We start from the raw sequence: 15,982 nt of genomic DNA, 5'->3' as shown, positions 1-15,982 counted from the left end.
TCGGATCGGGGTCACCCACAAGGTCGATTGCCGCGGAACCGGCGGGGAGGAAGCGAAGATCGCGCCGGGCCGCCCGCGCGACGCCGCCTTCACGATGCGCACGGCGCGGCGCGGGACCGTAGCCTCGTCGGGGTGGGAGACACCGGACCGGGACGGATCGAGGACTACGCGCTGCTGTCGGACTTGAGGACGGCGGCACTGGTGGGGGTGGACGGGTCGATCGACTGGCTGTGCATGCCGCGGTTCGACTCGCCGTCGTGCTTCTCGCGGCTGCTCGGCACCGAGGACGACGGCCACTGGCGGATCGCGCCGACCGGCGAGGTGGTGTCGGTGCGGCGGTCCTACCGGGACGGCAGCCTGGTGCTGGAGACCGAGTTCGAGACCGTCGACGGCGCCGTGCGGCTGATCGACACCATGCCGCCGGAGCAGGACCACTGGGACGCCGACACCCGTGTGGTGCGGGTGGTGGAGGGCGTGTCCGGGCAGGTCGAGATGACGTTGCGGTGGGTGCTGCGGTTCGCCTACGCCGACTCGGTGCCGTGGGTGCGGCGCGCGGAGCGGGACGGGCAGGAGTGCGTGCTCGCGGTGGCCGGGCCGTCCGCCGTCGCGCTGTACGGCGACCGCCTGCCGTACCGGGTGCCGGGCGAGCGGGCGCACGAGGCGGTGTTCACGGTCTCCGCCGGCGAGCGGCTGTCCTGGGTGATGGAGTTCGCCTACTCGCCCGACGAGCCGCCCGCGCCGGTGGACGCGCTGTCCGAGGTGGCGCGGTCGGAGGCGTTCTGGCTCGCCTGGTCGTCCCGGATCGGGTACGACGGGCCGCACGCCGACGTCGTGCGGCGGTCGCTGATCACGCTGAAGGGCCTGTCGTACGCGCCGACCGGCGGGATCGTGGCCGCGCCGACGACGTCGCTGCCGGAGACGTTCGGCGGCGAGCGCAACTGGGACTACCGGTACTGCTGGCTGCGCGACGCGACGTTCACGTTGCTGGCGCTGGACAACTTCGGCTGCACGGACGAGGCGCTGGCGTGGCGGAAGTGGCTGCTGCGCGCCGTCGCGGGCGATCCGGCGGACCTCCAGATCATGTACGGGATCGGCGGCGAGCGGCACCTGGTCGAGTGGGAGGTGGACTGGCTGCCGGGCTACCGGGGCGCGCGGCCGGTCCGGATCGGTAACGCGGCCTACCGGCAGCTGCAGCTCGACGTGTACGGCGAGGTGATGGACGCCCTGCACCTGGCGCGGGAGCGCGGGCTGGGCGAGACGCCGGACTCGTGGGCCATGCAGCGCGGCATGATGCGGCACCTGGAGAAGGTGTGGGAGCGGCCCGACAAGGGGCTGTGGGAGGTGCGCGGGCCGGACCGGCACTTCACGCACTCGCGGGTGATGCTGTGGGTGGCGTTCGACCGGGCGGTGCGGGCGGTGGAGGAGTTCGGCCTGCCCGGACCGGTGGCCCGGTGGCGCGAGCTGCGCGACACCGTGCACGCGGAGGTGCTGGCGAAGGGCTGGAACGAGTCGCTGGGCGCGTTCACCCAGTACTACGGCGGCACGGAGCTGGACGCGGCCACGTTGCTGATCCCGGCGGTGGGCTTCCTGCCCGGCGACGACCCGCGGGTGCTCGGCACGATCGACGCCATCGCGGGCGTGCTCAAGCGGGGCGACCTGGTGGACCGGTACGAGACCGGCGTCGGCGAGTCCGAAGTGGACGGGTTGGCCGGTGTGGAGGGAAGCTTCCTGGCGTGCTCGTTCTGGTACGTCGACGCGCTGGCGTTGGCCGGGCGACGCGAGGAGGCGCTGGCGATGTACGACCGGCTGGTCGACCTGTGCAACGACGTGGGGTTGTTGGCGGAGGAGTACGACGCGGGCACGGGGCGGATGTGCGGCAACTTCCCGCAGGCGTTCAGCCACCTGGCGCTGGTGAACAGCGCGGCCGTGCTGCACGGCGGCCACACGCGCGACGAGCGGCACCGGGGCGGTGCGGCGTGAGGGCGGCGGAGGTCGTGCCCGGCCGGCCGGAGGCGTCGCGGGTGGTGGACCGGCCCGACCCGGACCGGCCGGGCGAACTGCTGGTCGAGGGCCTGCTGGTGGGCATGTGCGGCACGGACGTGGAGATCATCCGCGACGGGTTCGGCGTGCTGCCGCCCGGCCGCGATGCCATCGTGCCGTTCCACGAGTCGCTCGGCCGGGTGATCAGCAGCCCCACGCCGGAGTTCGCGCCCGGCGACCTGGTCGCGGGCGTGGTGCGCCGGCCCGACCCCGAGCCGTGCGCGGCGTGCGCGGTGGACGCGTGGGACTTCTGCCGCAACGGCAAGTACACCGAGCGCGGCATCAAGGAGCTGGACGGCTACGGGATGCAGCGGTGGACCGTGCCGCCGAAGTTCGCGGTCAAGCTCGACCCGACGCTCGGCGACGCGGGCGTGCTGACCGAGCCCGCGTCGGTGGTGGCGAAGGCGTGGGCCCGGGCGTCGGCCGCCGCCGAGCGGTCCCACCTGCCCGTCCGGTCGGTGCTGATCACCGGCGCGGGGCCGATCGGGCTGCTGGCGGCGTTGCTGGGCGTGCAGCGGGGCCTGGAGGTGCACGTGGTCGACCGGGTCACCGACGGCCGCAAGCCCGACCTGGTCACCACGTTGGGCGCGACGTACTACTCCGACCTCGCCAAGGTCACCGCCGACGTCGACGTGGCCGTCGAGTGCACCGGCGTGGCGCCGCTGATCTGGGAGTGCGCGCGCCGCGCGTCCGTGACCGTGCTGGCGGGCATCGCGGGCGAGCACGACCCCGTGCCGCTGGACCCGAGCGTGTTCGACGGGATCGTGATGGGCAACAGGACCGTCGTCGGCACGGTCAACGCGGGCCTGCCCGACTACCGCGCGGCCGCCGAGGCGCTGTCCGAGGCCAGCCGCCCGTGGCTGCACGGCCTGATCACCCGCCGCCTGCCGCTCGACCGGTTCACGGACGCGCTGGCCAAGGAGGAGGACGACGTGAAGGTGGTCGTCGACCTGACGTGACGCGGCGTGAGCTGACGCGGCCGGCGTGACCTAGCCGGGCGAGATCTGCAGGATCGGGGTGAACCGGTGGATCGCCGCGGAGCCGGTCGAGAAATTCCGGAGGAACACCTGCACGCGAATTTCTTCACCGCCCAGTTCCGTGTCGAGCACATCTCCGGGCACGTTCGACCAGGTCCACGAGAATGATTCCCTCAACGAGGCCGGACGGAATCTGGTCACGCCGAAGTTCGTGATGAAGTCGTGGTCGGAGTCGTCCCACTCCCAGACGGACGCCCAGTCCTCGAACTCCCAGCCCGCGCTGATCTCCTGCGGGGTGAACGTCTCGGTGACGCTGGTCACGAGCGTCCACCGGTCGCCGTTCTGCGAAGCCGTCAATCGTGCGTTGATAATGTCCATTGCCCCCACATCCTCCGTGAATCGGGCATCGTGAGCACCGACGGGGAGTTCCGACAAGGTGAACGGCAAGAATTTCGGCCTTACACGACCCACCGCCGACCGACCGACCGGTCGCCCCCGTTGATGTGCGTTTTCACCGCTCGGTCAAGCGTGCTCGCCGATTACCGTGAGCACAAGGCGATGCTCCCGTTTAACTCGAAAGAGTGAAGATCGGAGCACCGCCACCCCGAAAAGTGCGGAAGGGCGCCTAGCGGCGGAGGAGTTCGTCGATCGACTCCGGTTTCATCGGCTTCGCGAAGAACCAGCCCTGGCCGGTGTCGCAGCCGATCCGGTGCAGGCGCTTGGCCTGCGCCGGCGTCTCCACGCCCTCCGCGGTGACGCCGAGCTGCAACGCGTGCGCCAGCTGGACCAGCGTCGAGACGATCTGGACGTCCACCGCGTCCTCCTCGTCCGCCGCGCGCAGGCCTTCCATGAACGAGCCCGCGATCTTCAGCTCGTGCACCGGCAGGTGCTTCAGGTACGCCAGGTTCGAGTAGCCGGTGCCGAAGTCGTCGATCGCGATCCGCACGCCCATGTCCGACAACGCCCGCAGCGCCTCCAGCGGCTCGTCGGCGGTGCCCATGATCGCGCTCTCGGTCAGCTCCAGCTGGAGGTGGTGCGGCGGCAGCGCGCACTCGTCCAGGATGCGCTTCACGTCCCGCACCAGCTCCGGGTCGCGCGACTGCCGCACGGCCAGGTTCACGCTGACGAACGGCGCCGCGTCGCCGAACTCCTCCAGCCACCGCCGCGCCTGCTCGCACGCCTTGCGCAGCACCCACCGGCCCAGCGGCACGATCAGCCCGGTCTCCTCGGCCAGCTCGATGAACCGGTCCGGCGCGAGCCGCCCGAACTCCGGGTGCTGCCACCGGACCAGGGCCTCGACGCCCACGACCGTGCTGTCCTCCAGCCGCACCAGCGGCTGGTAGTCCACGTAGAACTCGTCCCGCTCCAACGCCGCCGGCATCGTCGCGGACAACGTGAACCGCGCGACCTCCTTGGCGTTGCGCTCCGGGTTGTACAGCGCCCAGCGCGACTTGCCGTCGGCCTTCGCCCAGTACAGCGTGATGTCGGCGTCGCGCATCAGGTCGGCGGCCGTGGTGCCGGCCAGCGCCCGCTCCACGATGCCGATCGACGCGGACACCGTCAGCTCGTGCCCGCCGATGCGGATCGGCGACTCCAGCTCGCGCAGCACGCGGTCGGCGACGTCCACGATGTCCTGCGTGTCCTGCGAGCCCTCGACCAGGATGACGAACTCGTCGCCGCCCATCCGGGCCACCAGCTTGCCCTCGCCGGACACCGAGTGGTCCAGCCGCCGGCCGACCTCGACCAGGAGCTGGTCGCCGATGTCGTGGCCGAGGCTGTCGTTGATCACCTTGAACCCGTCGAGGTCCAGGTAGCAGAGGCCGGCCCGCTGCCGGGCGCGGTTGTTGAACACGCGGCCGAGGCGTTCCAGGAACAGCGCCCGGTTCGGCAGGCCGGTCAGCGGGTCGTGCAACGCCTGGTAGCGCAGTCGGTTCTGCAGCAGGTGGCGGTCGGTGACGTCCTCGATCATCGCCACCTGGTACTGCGGGTGGCCGTGGTCGTCGCGCACCAGCGACAGGGTGAGGTGGGTCCACACCTGCTCGCCGTCGGCGCGGCGGAACCGCTTCTCGGCCCGGTAGTGGTCGCACTCGCCCGCGGTGAGCTGGTCGTACAGCCGCCAGACGCTGCCGCCGTCCTCGGGGTGCATCAGGTCGCGGATGTTGTACTGCCGCATCTCCTCGACGCTGAACCCCAGCATGTCCTGCAACGCCTGGTTCACGTCGAGGATGCGGCCCTCGATGTCCGCGATGCCGATGCCGATCGCGGCCTCGGTGAACATCGCCCGGAACCGCGCCTCGGACGCGCGCAGAGCGGCTTCGGCCTGGTCACGGGCGTCCAGCACGGCCGCGCGGATCGCCTCCTGCTCGGCCAGCGTCCGCTCCCGCAGCGCGCGGGCGTACCCGGCGGCCAGCGCGCCCTGCAACGCCGCCAGCCGCGACCGCATCAGCTCGTCCGGCGGGATGCCCAGCTCGCCGAGCAGGTCGTCGCCGAGCAGCTGCACGGTGCGGCCGAGCGTGTCGGTGCCGGTGAAGTGCGCCTCGACCAGGCGGGCGCCGATCTCGTAGCCGGGCGCGGTGCGGAACGGGCTGGCGTGCAGCGCGTGGACCAGCACCTCGGTCAACGCCTGGAGGTGCTCGGCGACCTCGGCCCTGGTCATGGGAACGTAGCTGCTGCCGATCACCGCGGTGGCCCAGGTGCGGGCGAACGCCTCCGCCCCGGCCAGTACGGCGGGGTCGAGGTTCGATCGGCCCGGTGCTGCCACCCGATGGTCAACCTGTTCCGTCATGTCCGCCGGCCTACCGCCACAACCGAGAGGATACGGCCGGTCGCCGACCGAGGTCGACAGCTGCGCCGTCCGTGGGATCGGCTTCCCGGCCGTTCATCAGGGCCTCCGCCCGACGCCACCGAAGCTGAGGAAGTGCGCGGCGCCCTCGTCCACGTCGTCCGGCGACTCCGGGTGCCACAGCGGCAAGCGGGCCACCCCCGGCTCGACCAGCTCGAACCCGTCGAACAGGGCCTGCACCTCGCGCTTGGGCCGGAAGCACATCTCGCTGACGCCCTTGTTGTAGACCTTCTTGGCGTCGTCCCACGCCGGGTCCCACTCGCCTTCCTCGTACCCGGCGTGCGAGATCGCCAGGTAGCTGCCGGACGGCAGGGCGTCCCGGTAGTCGGCGACGATCCCGCCGGGGTTCTCGGCGTCCGGCACGAAGTGCAGCAGCGCGACCATGAGCACGCCGATCGGCCGGTCGAAGTCGAGCAGGCCCTCCACCTCGGGCGACTTCAGCACGCGCTGGGCGTCCCGCACGTCCGTCTGCAGCACGCCGACCAGCTCGTTCCCGGTCAGGATGGCCCGGCTGTGGGCGACCGCGACCGGGTCGATGTCGACGTACACCACGCGGGCGCCGGGGTCGGTGGCCTGGGCGATCTCGTGGACGTTGCCCACGGTCGGGATGCCCGAGCCCAGGTCGAGGAACTGGCGGACGCCCCGCGCCAGCATGTACCGCACCGCGCGCCGCAGGAACGCCCGGTGGTTGAGGATGATGCTCTTGAGCACCGGCACGTCCGCGAGGACCTTGTCGCCCACGGCGCGGTCGATGGCGAAGTTGTGCGCACCGCCCAGCCAGTAGTCGTAGACCCGCGCGATGCTCGGGCGGCCCAGGTCGATGTCGCCCGGGGCCCAGGTAGGCCGCTCCACGCCGTCCACCGTTCTCTCCTCGACGTCCACTCGTGTCCCACCGTTGCGGTGACCCCCACATCATGGGCCAATCCGGTGAGTTAGCACACCGTCCGTCTGCCGCGAGTTCCGAATCGCCCTCCGCCGAACTGATCACCGTGAAGAATGACCGCCTTGTGAAGCACGTGTGGATCGTCGGGGCGGTCGTCGTGGTGGCCGCCGCCGTGCTGCTGGTGGTCCGGCACCGGCGCGAGCGCAGCCTCCTGCTGCCGACGCTCACCGGTTCCATCGGCGCGTTCCTGCTGGTCACCGGCTGGTTGTTCCTGGTAGACCCCGGTGCGCCGAAGAACGAGGCGATCAAGACCGGCGGCCTCGCGGGCGGCGCGATCGTGGCGCTGTACGCGCTCTGGCTGAACGACCGGCGGCGGCGGACCGACGAGGACCGGCAGCTCGTCGAGGTGGCCCGGCAGCGGTTGGAGGACGCGCGGGCCGAACACGACCGGTCGCGGGTCGCCGACGAACGATTCGCCCGATCGGTTGAATTGCTCGGTCACGAAGCGGAGCAGGTCCGGGTGGGCGCGATGCACGCCCTGGCGGGCCTGGCGCGCTCGCGGGCGGAGTACGCCCAGACCGTGCTCGACGTGCTGTGCGCCTACCTGCGGCGGCCGTTCGAGGTGGAGGAGCTCGACGACGGCGGCCTGGACCGCGACGAGCGCGAGCTGGAGGTGCGGCTCACCGCGCAGCGGTTGATCGCCGACCTGCTGCCGCCGGCCGACGTCCCGGACGCGCCCCGCTACAACCTCGACCTGACCAGGGCCTACCTCGAGTACTTCGACCTGTCCCGGCGCCAGGTCGGCGGGCTGCTGCTGCGCTCGGCCAGGCTGATCGAGTCGAACTCGTTCCACCACACCGTCGTCCACGGCAACGCCTACTTCACCGCCGCGACCAGCCCCGGCCGGCTGTACCTGCACCACGTGGTCTTCCACGGCGACGCGTGGTTCAGCCGGTTCAGCGCCGCCCAGACCGTGGACTTCGCCGGGACGAGGTTCCTCGGCGGCAACAAGTTCGCCGAGTCGCGGTTCCTCGGTCGGGTGAACTTCGAGGGCTGCGAGTTCGCCCGGCCGATCGACTTCGAGAAGGCCAGGTTCGAGGCCGGCGTCAACCTGGCGCTCGCCCGACCGGCGGTGGCCCGCACGCACGGCATGCACGTGTCGCTGGAGCACGAGAACGCGCTGCCCGACGGCTGGGTGGTGGAGCGCCGCGAGGGCGGCGCCGGACTGGTCAGGAGCTGACGTGCGGGGACGCGGGTTGCTGGTGGCGAGCGTGCTCGCCTCGGTCCTGGTGGCGGTGACGACGACGGCGGTCCTGCTGCTGGTCGACCCGAGGCAGCCGAAGGCGGAGGCGATCAAGACCGGCGGGCTGGCGGGCGGCGCGATCGTCGCGCTGTACGCGCTGTGGCTGAACGACCGGCGGCGGCGCACCGAGGAGGCGCGGCACGAGCTGGAGAGCGAGAAGGTCGCCGACGAGCGGTTCGCCCGCGCCGTCGAACTGCTCGGCAACGAGGCCGACCAGGTGCGGGTGGGCGCGATGCACGTGCTCGCGGGCCTCGCCCAGACGACGCCGAGGTACAAGCAGACGGTGCTGAGCGTGCTGTGCGCCTACCTCCGCCGGCCGTTCGATCACGGCTCCATCGACGAGAAGCCGGAGGACCCCGACCAGGCGTTCTTCGGCAAGCCCGAGCGGGACGTGGCGCCCGAGCAGGACCACGAGATGACGGTCCGGATGACCGCGCAACGGCTGATCACGGACCTCCTGCCGTGGGGCGGCGACCCGGACGAGTCCCAGTACCACCTCGACCTGACCGGCGCGAAGCTCGTGCACTTCCGGCTGGAGGGCCGCCGGTTCGGCCGGCTCGTCGCGCGGCGGGCCCAGTTCTACGGGATCACCGCGTTCCGCGAGGTCTCGCTGAGCAAGCCCGCGCTGTTCTCCGGCGCGGCGTTCCACGGCCGCGCGGACTTCCGGGCGGCGAGGTTCCACGGCGGCCTCTCGCTGCAGGACACCGCGTTCCACGGCGAGCTGAACCTCTCGGGCGCGGCCGTCGGCACGTTCCTGCACGTGACGCCGAAGCCGCCGGAGCAGCAGGTCGGCGCCCTCGAGGTGCTGGCCGACACCGCGTTCCGCGTCGACCCGACCGGGTGGCGGCTGACCGGCGCCGGCCACGTCCCGGCCGGCCTCCAGGACCCGGTGCGGCAAGACTGACACCGGACCGTCCGGAGCACCGACCACACACGGAGGTACGCGGAATGCTCACCCGCCGGATCGGAGGAGTCGAGGTCAGCGCCATCGGCCTGGGCGCGATGCCGATGTCGCTGGACAGCCGCCCCGAGCGCGCCCAAGCCCTGGAGACGATCCGCACGGCGCTCGACAAGGGCGTGACGCTGATCGACACCGCGGACGCGTACTCGGCCGACGACCGCGACTTCGGGCACAACGAGGAGCTGATCGCCGAGGCGCTGAAGGGCGTCGACGGCGTCATGGTCGCCACCAAGGGCGGCCACACCCGCACCCCCGGCGGCGGCTGGGGCCTGAACGGGCGGCCCGAGTACCTGAAGTCGGCGTGCGAGGCGTCGTTGCGCCGGCTCGGCGTGGACGCGATCGACCTGTACCAGTTCCACCGGCCCGACCCGGACGTGCCGACCGCCGAGTCGGTGGGCGCGCTGGCCGAGCTGCTGGACGAGGGCAAGATCCGGCTCGCGGGCGTGTCGAACTTCGACCCGGCGCAGATCCGGGAGGCGAACGAGGTGCTGGGCGGCCGGCTGGCGAGCGTGCAGAACCAGTTCTCGCCCGCGTTCCGGTCCAGCGAGCCGGAGCTGGAGCTGTGCGCCGAGCTGGACATCGCGTTCCTGCCGTGGAGCCCGCTGGGCGGCATCGGCTCGGCCGGTGAGCTGGGCGCGCGGTTCGCCGCGTTCTCCGAGGTCGGCCGCGCGCACGGGGTCAGCCCGCAGCAGGTGTGCCTGGCGTGGATGCTCGCCAAGGCGCCGCAGGTGGTGCCGATCCCCGGCTCGTCGCGGCCCGCGAGCATCTCCGACTCGGCCGACGCCGTGCACCTCGAGCTGTCCGAGGAGGACCTGGCGCGTCTGGACGGGTGACGTCCCCCGGATGCGGAACGGCGCGGATGGCCGCACGATCAGGCAGACGTGCCGGCACCGCGGACCGAACGGGGGTGTGGATGGCGACGCACACCCGTCAGCGCACGCCGACGTCCTCGGCTGTTCCACGCGGGTGGGACTGGCGGTGGCACGCGGCCGGGCGCTCCCCCGGCGACCGGAACCCCTTCAACGGCAACGACGAGCAGTCGCGCGGGATCGCACTCGGGTAGACGTGTTGCTCCGTCTTCGTGACTAATTCACGGGAACCCTGGCCAATTGGTTAGCGGTGCAGCACACTGCCCATCGAGTCAACACCCTGCACTGGCTCAAGGAGTCACCGATGAACACGTTCGCACGCTCCGCCACCGCTCTCCTCGCCACCATCAGCCTGGGGCTGGTCGCCTTAACGGGCACCGCCCAGGCCGAACCGGTGGTCGAGGACCACGCCATGGGTTCGCAGATCGCCAAGCACGAGGGGCGCGGCGACCAGCGCATCGTCATCAACACCGACCCGAGCGCCCAGGCCGTCGTGTACGGCATCGACGTCAGCGGCCACCAGGGCAACGTCGACTGGGCCTACTGGTGGGGCCAGGGCAAGCGGTTCGCCTACGTCAAGGCGACCGAGAGCACCGGCTACCGCAACCCGTACTTCGCCCAGCAGTACAACGGTTCCTACAACATCGGCATGATCCGCGGCGCCTACCACTTCGCGCTGCCCGACCGGTCCACCGGCACCGCCCAGGCCGACTACTTCGTCAACAACGGCGGCGGCTGGTCCCGCGACGGCAAGACCCTGCCCGGCGCGCTGGACATGGAGTACAACCCGTACGGCTCCACCTGCTACGGGCTCAGCAAGGCCAGCATGACCTCGTGGATCAGGGCGTTCAGCGACCGCTACCACGCCCGCACGTCCCGCTGGCCGGTCATCTACACGTCGACCAGCTGGTGGAACCAGTGCGTCAGCGGCGACTTCAGCTCCACCAACCCGCTGTGGGTCGCCCGCTACTCGTCCACCGTCGGCACGCTGCCGTACGCGTGGTCGATCTACACGTTCTGGCAGTACTCGTCCTCGCCGATCGACCAGAACCAGTTCAACGGCGCCTACGACCGCCTCCAGGCGCTGGCGAACGGCTGACGTCCGCCCGCGGGTGACGGTGGCCGGCCGGGGGACTCCGCACCCCGGCCGGCCACCACCCACGTCAGTCGAACAGCGCGGGGAGGGTGCCCTCCCACGCCTCGCGCAGCTCGGCCAGCGGCAGCGAGCCCAGCTCCTGGATCTCCAGGGCGTCGGACTCGGGGTCCACCACGCCGACCTTGCGCCACGGCAGGCCGCGCGCGGTGCACATGTCCGTGAACCGCAGCTCCTCCGTGCGCGGCACGGCCACCAGCACGCGGGCCGTCGACTCGCTGAACAGCTCGGTGAACAGGTCGCCGTCGAGGAACACCCGCGCGCCGACCTCGCCGATCAGGCACGTCTCCACGAGCGCCTGCGCCAGGCCGCCGTCGGACAGGTCGTGCGCGGCGGACAGCATGCCGTCGCGCGAACCCGCCACCAGCACCTCGCCCAGCAGCTTCTCCCGCGCCAGGTCCACCTTCGGCGGCAGGCCGCCCAGGTGCCCATGCACGACGTGCGCCCACTCCGAGCCGCCGAACTCCTCGCGCGTCTCGCCGAGCAGCAGCAGCGTCTCGCCGGCCTCCGCGCCGATCCCGGTCGGGATGCGGCGGCGGACGTCGTCGATCACGCCCAGCACGCCCACGACCGGCGTCGGCAGGATCGCCGTCGAACCGGTCTGGTTGTAGAAGCTGACGTTGCCGCCGGTCACCGGGATGCCCAGCTCGACGCACCCGTCCGCGAGGCCCTTCACGGCCTGCTCGAACTGCCACATCACCGCCGGGTCCTCCGGCGAGCCGAAGTTCAGGCAGTTCGTGACGGCGACCGGCGTCGCGCCCGTCGTGGCCACGTTCCGGTAGGCCTCGGCCAGCGCCAGCTGCGCGCCCGCGTACGGGTCCAGCTTGGTGTAGCGGCCGTTGCAGTCGGTGGACAGCGCCACGCCGCGGTTGGTCGACTCGTCGATCCGGATCATGCCCGAGTCGGACGGCTGCGCGAGCACCGTGCCACCGCGCACGTACCGGTCGTACTGCTGCGTGACCCACCGCTTCGACGCCAGGTTCGGCGACGCCGCCATCGTCTTGACCAGGTCGAGCAGCTCGTCCTTCGCCGGCTTGGGCAGCCGGTCGGGGGTGTCGGCCTGCAGCGCGTCCTGGTCGGCCGGGCGCTCGATCGGCCGGTCGTACACCGGGCCCTCGTGCGCGACGGTGCGCGGCGGCACGTCCAGCACGACCTCGTCGTGCCACGTGATCACCAGCCGGTCGCCCTCGGTGACCTCGCCGATCTCGGTCGCGATGACGTCCCACTTCGCGCAGACCGCCATGAACGCGTCCAGGTCCTCCGGCCGCACGACCGCGCACATGCGCTCCTGCGACTCGCTGGACAGGATCTCCGCCGGCGTCATGCCGGTGGCGCGCAGCGGAACCCGGTCGAGGTAGACGTGCATGCCGCCGTCACCGGCGCTGGCCAGCTCCGACGTCGCGCAGGCCAGGCCCGCGCCGCCCAGGTCCTGGATGCCGACGACGATCCGCTCGGCGAACAGCTCCAGGCAGCACTCGATCAGGACCTTCTCGGTGAACGGGTCGCCCACCTGCACGCTCGGCAGCTTCTTGCGCTTGCCCGCGCCCGCCGAGTCGTCGAACGTCTCGGACGCCAGCACGGACACGCCGCCGATGCCGTCCAGACCCGTCCGCGCGCCGAACAGGATGACCTTGTTGCCGGTGCCCGAGGCGTGCGCCAGGTGCAGGTCCTCGACCCGCATCGCCCCCACGCACAGGGCGTTGACCAGCGGGTTGCCCGCGTAGGTCGCGTCGAACACGACCTCGCCGCCGATGTTCGGCAGGCCCAGGCAGTTGCCGTAGCCGCCGACGCCCGCGACGATGCCCGGCAGCACGCGGCGGGTGTCCGGCGCGTCGGCCGGCCCGAACCGCAGCGGGTCCATCACGGCCAGCGGGCGCGCGCCCATCGCCAGGATGTCGCGCACGATGCCGCCCACGCCCGTCGCCGCGCCCTGGTACGGCTCGACGTAGGACGGGTGGTTGTGGCTCTCGGCCTTGAACGTGATCGCCCAGCCGTCGCCGATGTCGACCACGCCCGCGTTCTCGCCGATGCCCGCCAGCATCTTCTCGCGCATCTCGTCGGTGGTCGTCTCGCTGAAGTACTTCAGGTGCACCTTGGACGACTTGTAGGAGCAGTGCTCGCTCCACATCACCGAGTACATGGCCAGCTCGGCGTCCGTGGGGCGGCGGCCCAGGATCTCCTTGATGCGGGCGTACTCGTCGTCCTTCAGGCCCAGCTCCTTGTAGGGCTGCTCCTGGTCGGGCGTGTTCTCCGCGTTCTTGACGGTGTCGACGGTCATCAGGCCTTCACCACCGAGTCGACGAGGGACAGGAACATGCCGAGGCCGTCGTCCGTGGGGCCGGTGAGCGCGTCGATCGCGTGCTCCGGGTGCGGCATGAGGCCGACGACGCGGCCGTTGGCGCTCGTGATGCCGGCGATGTCGTTGCGCGAGCCGTTCGGGTTCTCCCCGACGTAGCGGAACACGACCCGGCCCTCGCCCTCCAGCTCGTCCAGGGTGGACCGGTCGGCCTGGTAGCCGCCCTCGCCCGACTTCAGCGGCACGAGGATCTCGGCGCCCTGGTCGTACCGGGACGTCCACGCGGTCGCGTTGTTCTCGACCTTCAACCACTGGTCGCGGCACACGAAGTGCAGCTTGTGGTTGCGGATCAACGCGCCGGGCAGCAGGTGAGCCTCGCACAGGATCTGGAAGCCGTTGCAGATGCCGAGGACCGGCATGCCCTTCTTCGCCGCGTCCACCACTTCCTGCATGACGGGGGCGAACCGGGCGATCGCGCCGCAGCGCAGGTAGTCGCCGTAGGAGAACCCACCGGGCACGATGACCGCGTCGACGTTCTTCAGGTCGTGGTCGGCGTGCCAGAGCTTGACCGCCTCCCCGCCCGCGTACTCGACCGCGCGGGCCGCGTCGACGTCGTCGAGGGTGCCGGGGAAGGTGATCACACCGACCCTCATGCCTCGACCCGCCTCACGACCCAGTCCTCGATGACCGGGTTGGCGAGGAACGTCTCGGCGATCTTCGCGAGCGTGGCGTCGTCGACGTCGTCGGCGACCTCCAGCTCGAAGTGCTTGCCCTGGCGGACACTGGTGATTCCGTCGAACCCGAGACGGGGCAGCGCGTTGGCCACCGCCTGTCCTTGCGGGTCGAGGATTTCGGGCTTCGGCATGACGTCGACGACGACTCGGGCCACGACAGGCTGCTCCAAGCTAGGAGGGCTGGCGGTACTCGCAGAGCCTACCTGACCTGGGTGTTCATCAACTTCACAGGTGGTGGGCGGCACACGTTCACCTCGGATCACCCGATCGTGACAAGGTCATCTCGGGTGGGTGTCTGGTAATCTGGGTCTCGCCAAGGCCTCGTAGGCCGAGGAAGTGGGCCCAGCCAACGTCCGGACGGTCGACGGCTGGGTTTCGCGCTGTCTAGGGCGATTCGTCGAGGCGGACGATCCGTACGACGATCCCCTCCACGCGCCGCGCCCAGTCACCGCCGGCCCCGTAGGACCACGCGACCGCGTCGGCGATCCAGATCAGCGGTTCCGAGACGGCGTTCAGGTGCTCGTAGGCCAGCAGGGCGGCCCTGGGGAACTTGCCCAGCCCGGCCCGGATCGTGCGCACGTCGAGGACGTCGCGATCTTCGCGCGAGTCCAGCGCCAGCCGGCTCGCGTTCAGCTCCAGCACGTCGGCGGTCAGCCGGGCCAGGCATGCCTGCCGGGCGGCTTCCGGCCCCTCCGAGCACGACCGCCGGTAGACGGCGACGCGGGCGCCGGCCTGCGACAGTTGCGAGAGGACGGCCCTCCTCCGCTGCGGCGTCTCCTTCTTGAAGTGCAGTTCGCGCTGGCCCGGCAGGAGCAGTCCCCGCAGGAGGGTGCGCAGTCGGCGCAGGTCCGACGGGATCACAATGGCCGCCGCGAGCAGGTACGTGTCGTTGCGGCGGGATTCGTCGACGAAGACGTGCACACTCACGGAGGTCTATCGGCGCCCGTCCCGTCCACCTGGAACGATCCCGCCCGAACGTGTGTTCGCGTGCCCCACCGGTCCCGGCCTCCGCTGGGACCACCCCCGTTCGCCTTGCGCGGACGGGCTGGCGGGGCGGCCGGTGGGGACGGAAGGTGGGGATCATGCGCATCCTGGTGCTCGGAGGCACGGTTTTCCTGGGCAAGGCGACGGCCGCCGAGGCGGTCGGGCGGGGTCACGACGTGGTGTGCGCGGCACGCGGGCAGTCCGGCCAGGCGCCCGCGGGCGCGACGCACGTCGTCGTCGACCGGGACGTCGACCTGGGCCCGCTGGAGGGCGCCCGCTTCGACGCGGTCGTGGACCTGGCGACCATGTCCGTGACGTGGGTCCGGCGGGCGCTGAGATCGGTTTCCGCCGACCACTGGACGTTCGTCTCGAGCTGCTCGGTCTACGCCGACCACTCCACGCCCGGCAGCACGGCCACGCTCGCCCCGCTGGAGGACGACCACGACGCGCCGATGTCGCCCGACCGCTACGGCGCGATCAAGGTGGCCAGTGAGAACGCCGTGCGCGACGCCCGCGGCGACGACGCGTTCATCGTCCGCGCGGGCCTGATCACGGGCCCCGGCGACAAGAGCGACCGGTTCGGGTACTGGGTCAACCGGCTGGCCAAGGGTGGCCGGGTCGCCGTGCCCGACGCGCCCGACCAGCCCGCGCAGCACGTCGACGTGCGCGACCTCGCCGCGTGGATCGTGGACGCCGCCGAGCAGCGCGTCACCGGCACCTACGACGCGATCGGGCCGGCCAACCCGCTGTCCCTGGTCCTCGGCGAGATCGCGGGCGCGGTGGCGCCGCAGGGCACCCAACTGGTCCGCGTCCCCGACGACGTCCTCCAGCGGCACGAGGTCACGCCGTGGGCGGGGCCGCGGTCGCTGCCGCTGTGGCTGCCGCCGAGCCACCGGGCGCTGATGTTCCGCGACGCGGGCCCCGCGCTCGCCGCCGGCCT

General features: G+C 71.5%; 14 protein-coding genes. 7 read left to right on the top strand and 7 right to left on the bottom strand.

All coding sequences use genetic code 11. The features are described from left to right. The first annotated feature begins 132 nt into the window (after positions 1-132). Positions 133-1,980: a glycoside hydrolase family 15 protein gene (locus ACFQ3T_RS13935; RefSeq protein ID WP_380723660.1), complete on the top strand. Its 1,848-nt coding sequence runs from the start codon at positions 133-135 to the stop codon at positions 1,978-1,980. After that, positions 1,977-2,999 (top strand): alcohol dehydrogenase catalytic domain-containing protein, encoded by a 1,023-nt coding sequence (locus ACFQ3T_RS13930; protein WP_380723659.1) that lies wholly within the window; start codon positions 1,977-1,979, stop codon positions 2,997-2,999. Before ACFQ3T_RS13935 ends, ACFQ3T_RS13930 begins: the two co-directional genes overlap by 4 nt. Before the next feature lie 30 nt (positions 3,000-3,029). Here ACFQ3T_RS13930 and ACFQ3T_RS13925 read toward each other — a convergent pair whose 3' ends face one another. The 3 genes from ACFQ3T_RS13925 to ACFQ3T_RS13915 all read right to left on the bottom strand — a co-directional run bounded on the left by ACFQ3T_RS13925 (position 3,030) and on the right by ACFQ3T_RS13915 (position 6,720). Continuing rightward, positions 3,030-3,464 (bottom strand): hypothetical protein, encoded by a 435-nt coding sequence (locus ACFQ3T_RS13925; protein WP_380723658.1) that lies wholly within the window; start codon positions 3,462-3,464, stop codon positions 3,030-3,032. Positions 3,465-3,642: 178 nt separating this feature from the next. Further along, entirely contained in the window at positions 3,643-5,802 is a 2,160-nt protein-coding gene (locus ACFQ3T_RS13920) for a putative bifunctional diguanylate cyclase/phosphodiesterase (RefSeq protein WP_380723657.1), read from the bottom strand. 96 nt (positions 5,803-5,898) lie between these two features. Next, positions 5,899-6,720: an SAM-dependent methyltransferase gene (locus ACFQ3T_RS13915; RefSeq protein WP_380723656.1), complete on the bottom strand. Its 822-nt coding sequence runs from the start codon at positions 6,718-6,720 to the stop codon at positions 5,899-5,901. A 146-nt stretch (positions 6,721-6,866) separates the two neighbouring features. Here ACFQ3T_RS13915 and ACFQ3T_RS13910 point away from each other — a divergent pair, with 146 nt between their 5' ends. The 4 genes from ACFQ3T_RS13910 to ACFQ3T_RS13895 all read left to right on the top strand — a co-directional run bounded on the left by ACFQ3T_RS13910 (position 6,867) and on the right by ACFQ3T_RS13895 (position 10,974). Continuing rightward, entirely contained in the window at positions 6,867-7,982 is a 1,116-nt protein-coding gene (locus ACFQ3T_RS13910; RefSeq protein ID WP_380723655.1) for a pentapeptide repeat-containing protein, read from the top strand. Position 7,983: 1 nt separating this feature from the next. Further along, positions 7,984-8,949 carry a pentapeptide repeat-containing protein gene (locus tag ACFQ3T_RS13905; RefSeq protein ID WP_380723654.1) on the top strand — a complete coding sequence of 322 codons (966 nt, stop codon included), beginning with the start codon at positions 7,984-7,986 and terminating at the stop codon, positions 8,947-8,949. 44 nt (positions 8,950-8,993) lie between these two features. Continuing rightward, positions 8,994-9,839, top strand: a complete 846-nt coding sequence (locus ACFQ3T_RS13900; RefSeq protein WP_380723653.1) for an aldo/keto reductase — start codon at positions 8,994-8,996, stop codon at positions 9,837-9,839. Positions 9,840-10,179: 340 nt separating this feature from the next. Continuing rightward, positions 10,180-10,974: a lysozyme gene (locus tag ACFQ3T_RS13895; protein WP_380723652.1), complete on the top strand. Its 795-nt coding sequence runs from the start codon at positions 10,180-10,182 to the stop codon at positions 10,972-10,974. Positions 10,975-11,038: 64 nt separating this feature from the next. On the opposite strand, the gene purL is transcribed toward ACFQ3T_RS13895, so the two are convergent. The 4 genes from purL to ACFQ3T_RS13875 form a co-directional block, all read right to left on the bottom strand. After that, positions 11,039-13,306, bottom strand: coding sequence for a phosphoribosylformylglycinamidine synthase subunit PurL (gene purL, locus ACFQ3T_RS13890; protein WP_380723651.1), 2,268 nt, complete (start codon positions 13,304-13,306; stop codon positions 11,039-11,041). Continuing rightward, the gene (purQ, locus tag ACFQ3T_RS13885; RefSeq protein ID WP_380723650.1) at positions 13,306-13,977 is read right to left on the bottom strand and encodes a phosphoribosylformylglycinamidine synthase subunit PurQ; all 672 of its coding nucleotides are present in this window, start codon (positions 13,975-13,977) and stop codon (positions 13,306-13,308) included. Before purQ ends, purL begins: the two co-directional genes overlap by 1 nt. Then, the gene (gene purS, locus ACFQ3T_RS13880) at positions 13,974-14,213 is read right to left on the bottom strand and encodes a phosphoribosylformylglycinamidine synthase subunit PurS (RefSeq protein WP_033428368.1); all 240 of its coding nucleotides are present in this window, start codon (positions 14,211-14,213) and stop codon (positions 13,974-13,976) included. The genes purQ and purS overlap by 4 nt, the downstream gene beginning before the upstream one ends. A gap of 229 nt (positions 14,214-14,442) precedes the next feature. Then, positions 14,443-14,985: a hypothetical protein gene (locus ACFQ3T_RS13875; RefSeq protein ID WP_380723649.1), complete on the bottom strand. Its 543-nt coding sequence runs from the start codon at positions 14,983-14,985 to the stop codon at positions 14,443-14,445. A gap of 155 nt (positions 14,986-15,140) precedes the next feature. Between ACFQ3T_RS13875 and ACFQ3T_RS13870 the strand changes: the two genes are divergently transcribed. After that, a partial coding sequence (locus ACFQ3T_RS13870) for an NAD-dependent epimerase/dehydratase family protein (protein WP_380723648.1) occupies positions 15,141-15,982 on the top strand: 842 nt, incomplete at its 3' end.

Origin of the sequence: Saccharothrix hoggarensis (genome assembly GCF_042678885.1) — a bacterium.
GTDB classification, from domain to species: Bacteria; Actinomycetota; Actinomycetes; order Mycobacteriales; family Pseudonocardiaceae; genus Actinosynnema; species Actinosynnema hoggarensis.
This window is presented reverse-complemented; position numbering and strand designations above follow the sequence as displayed.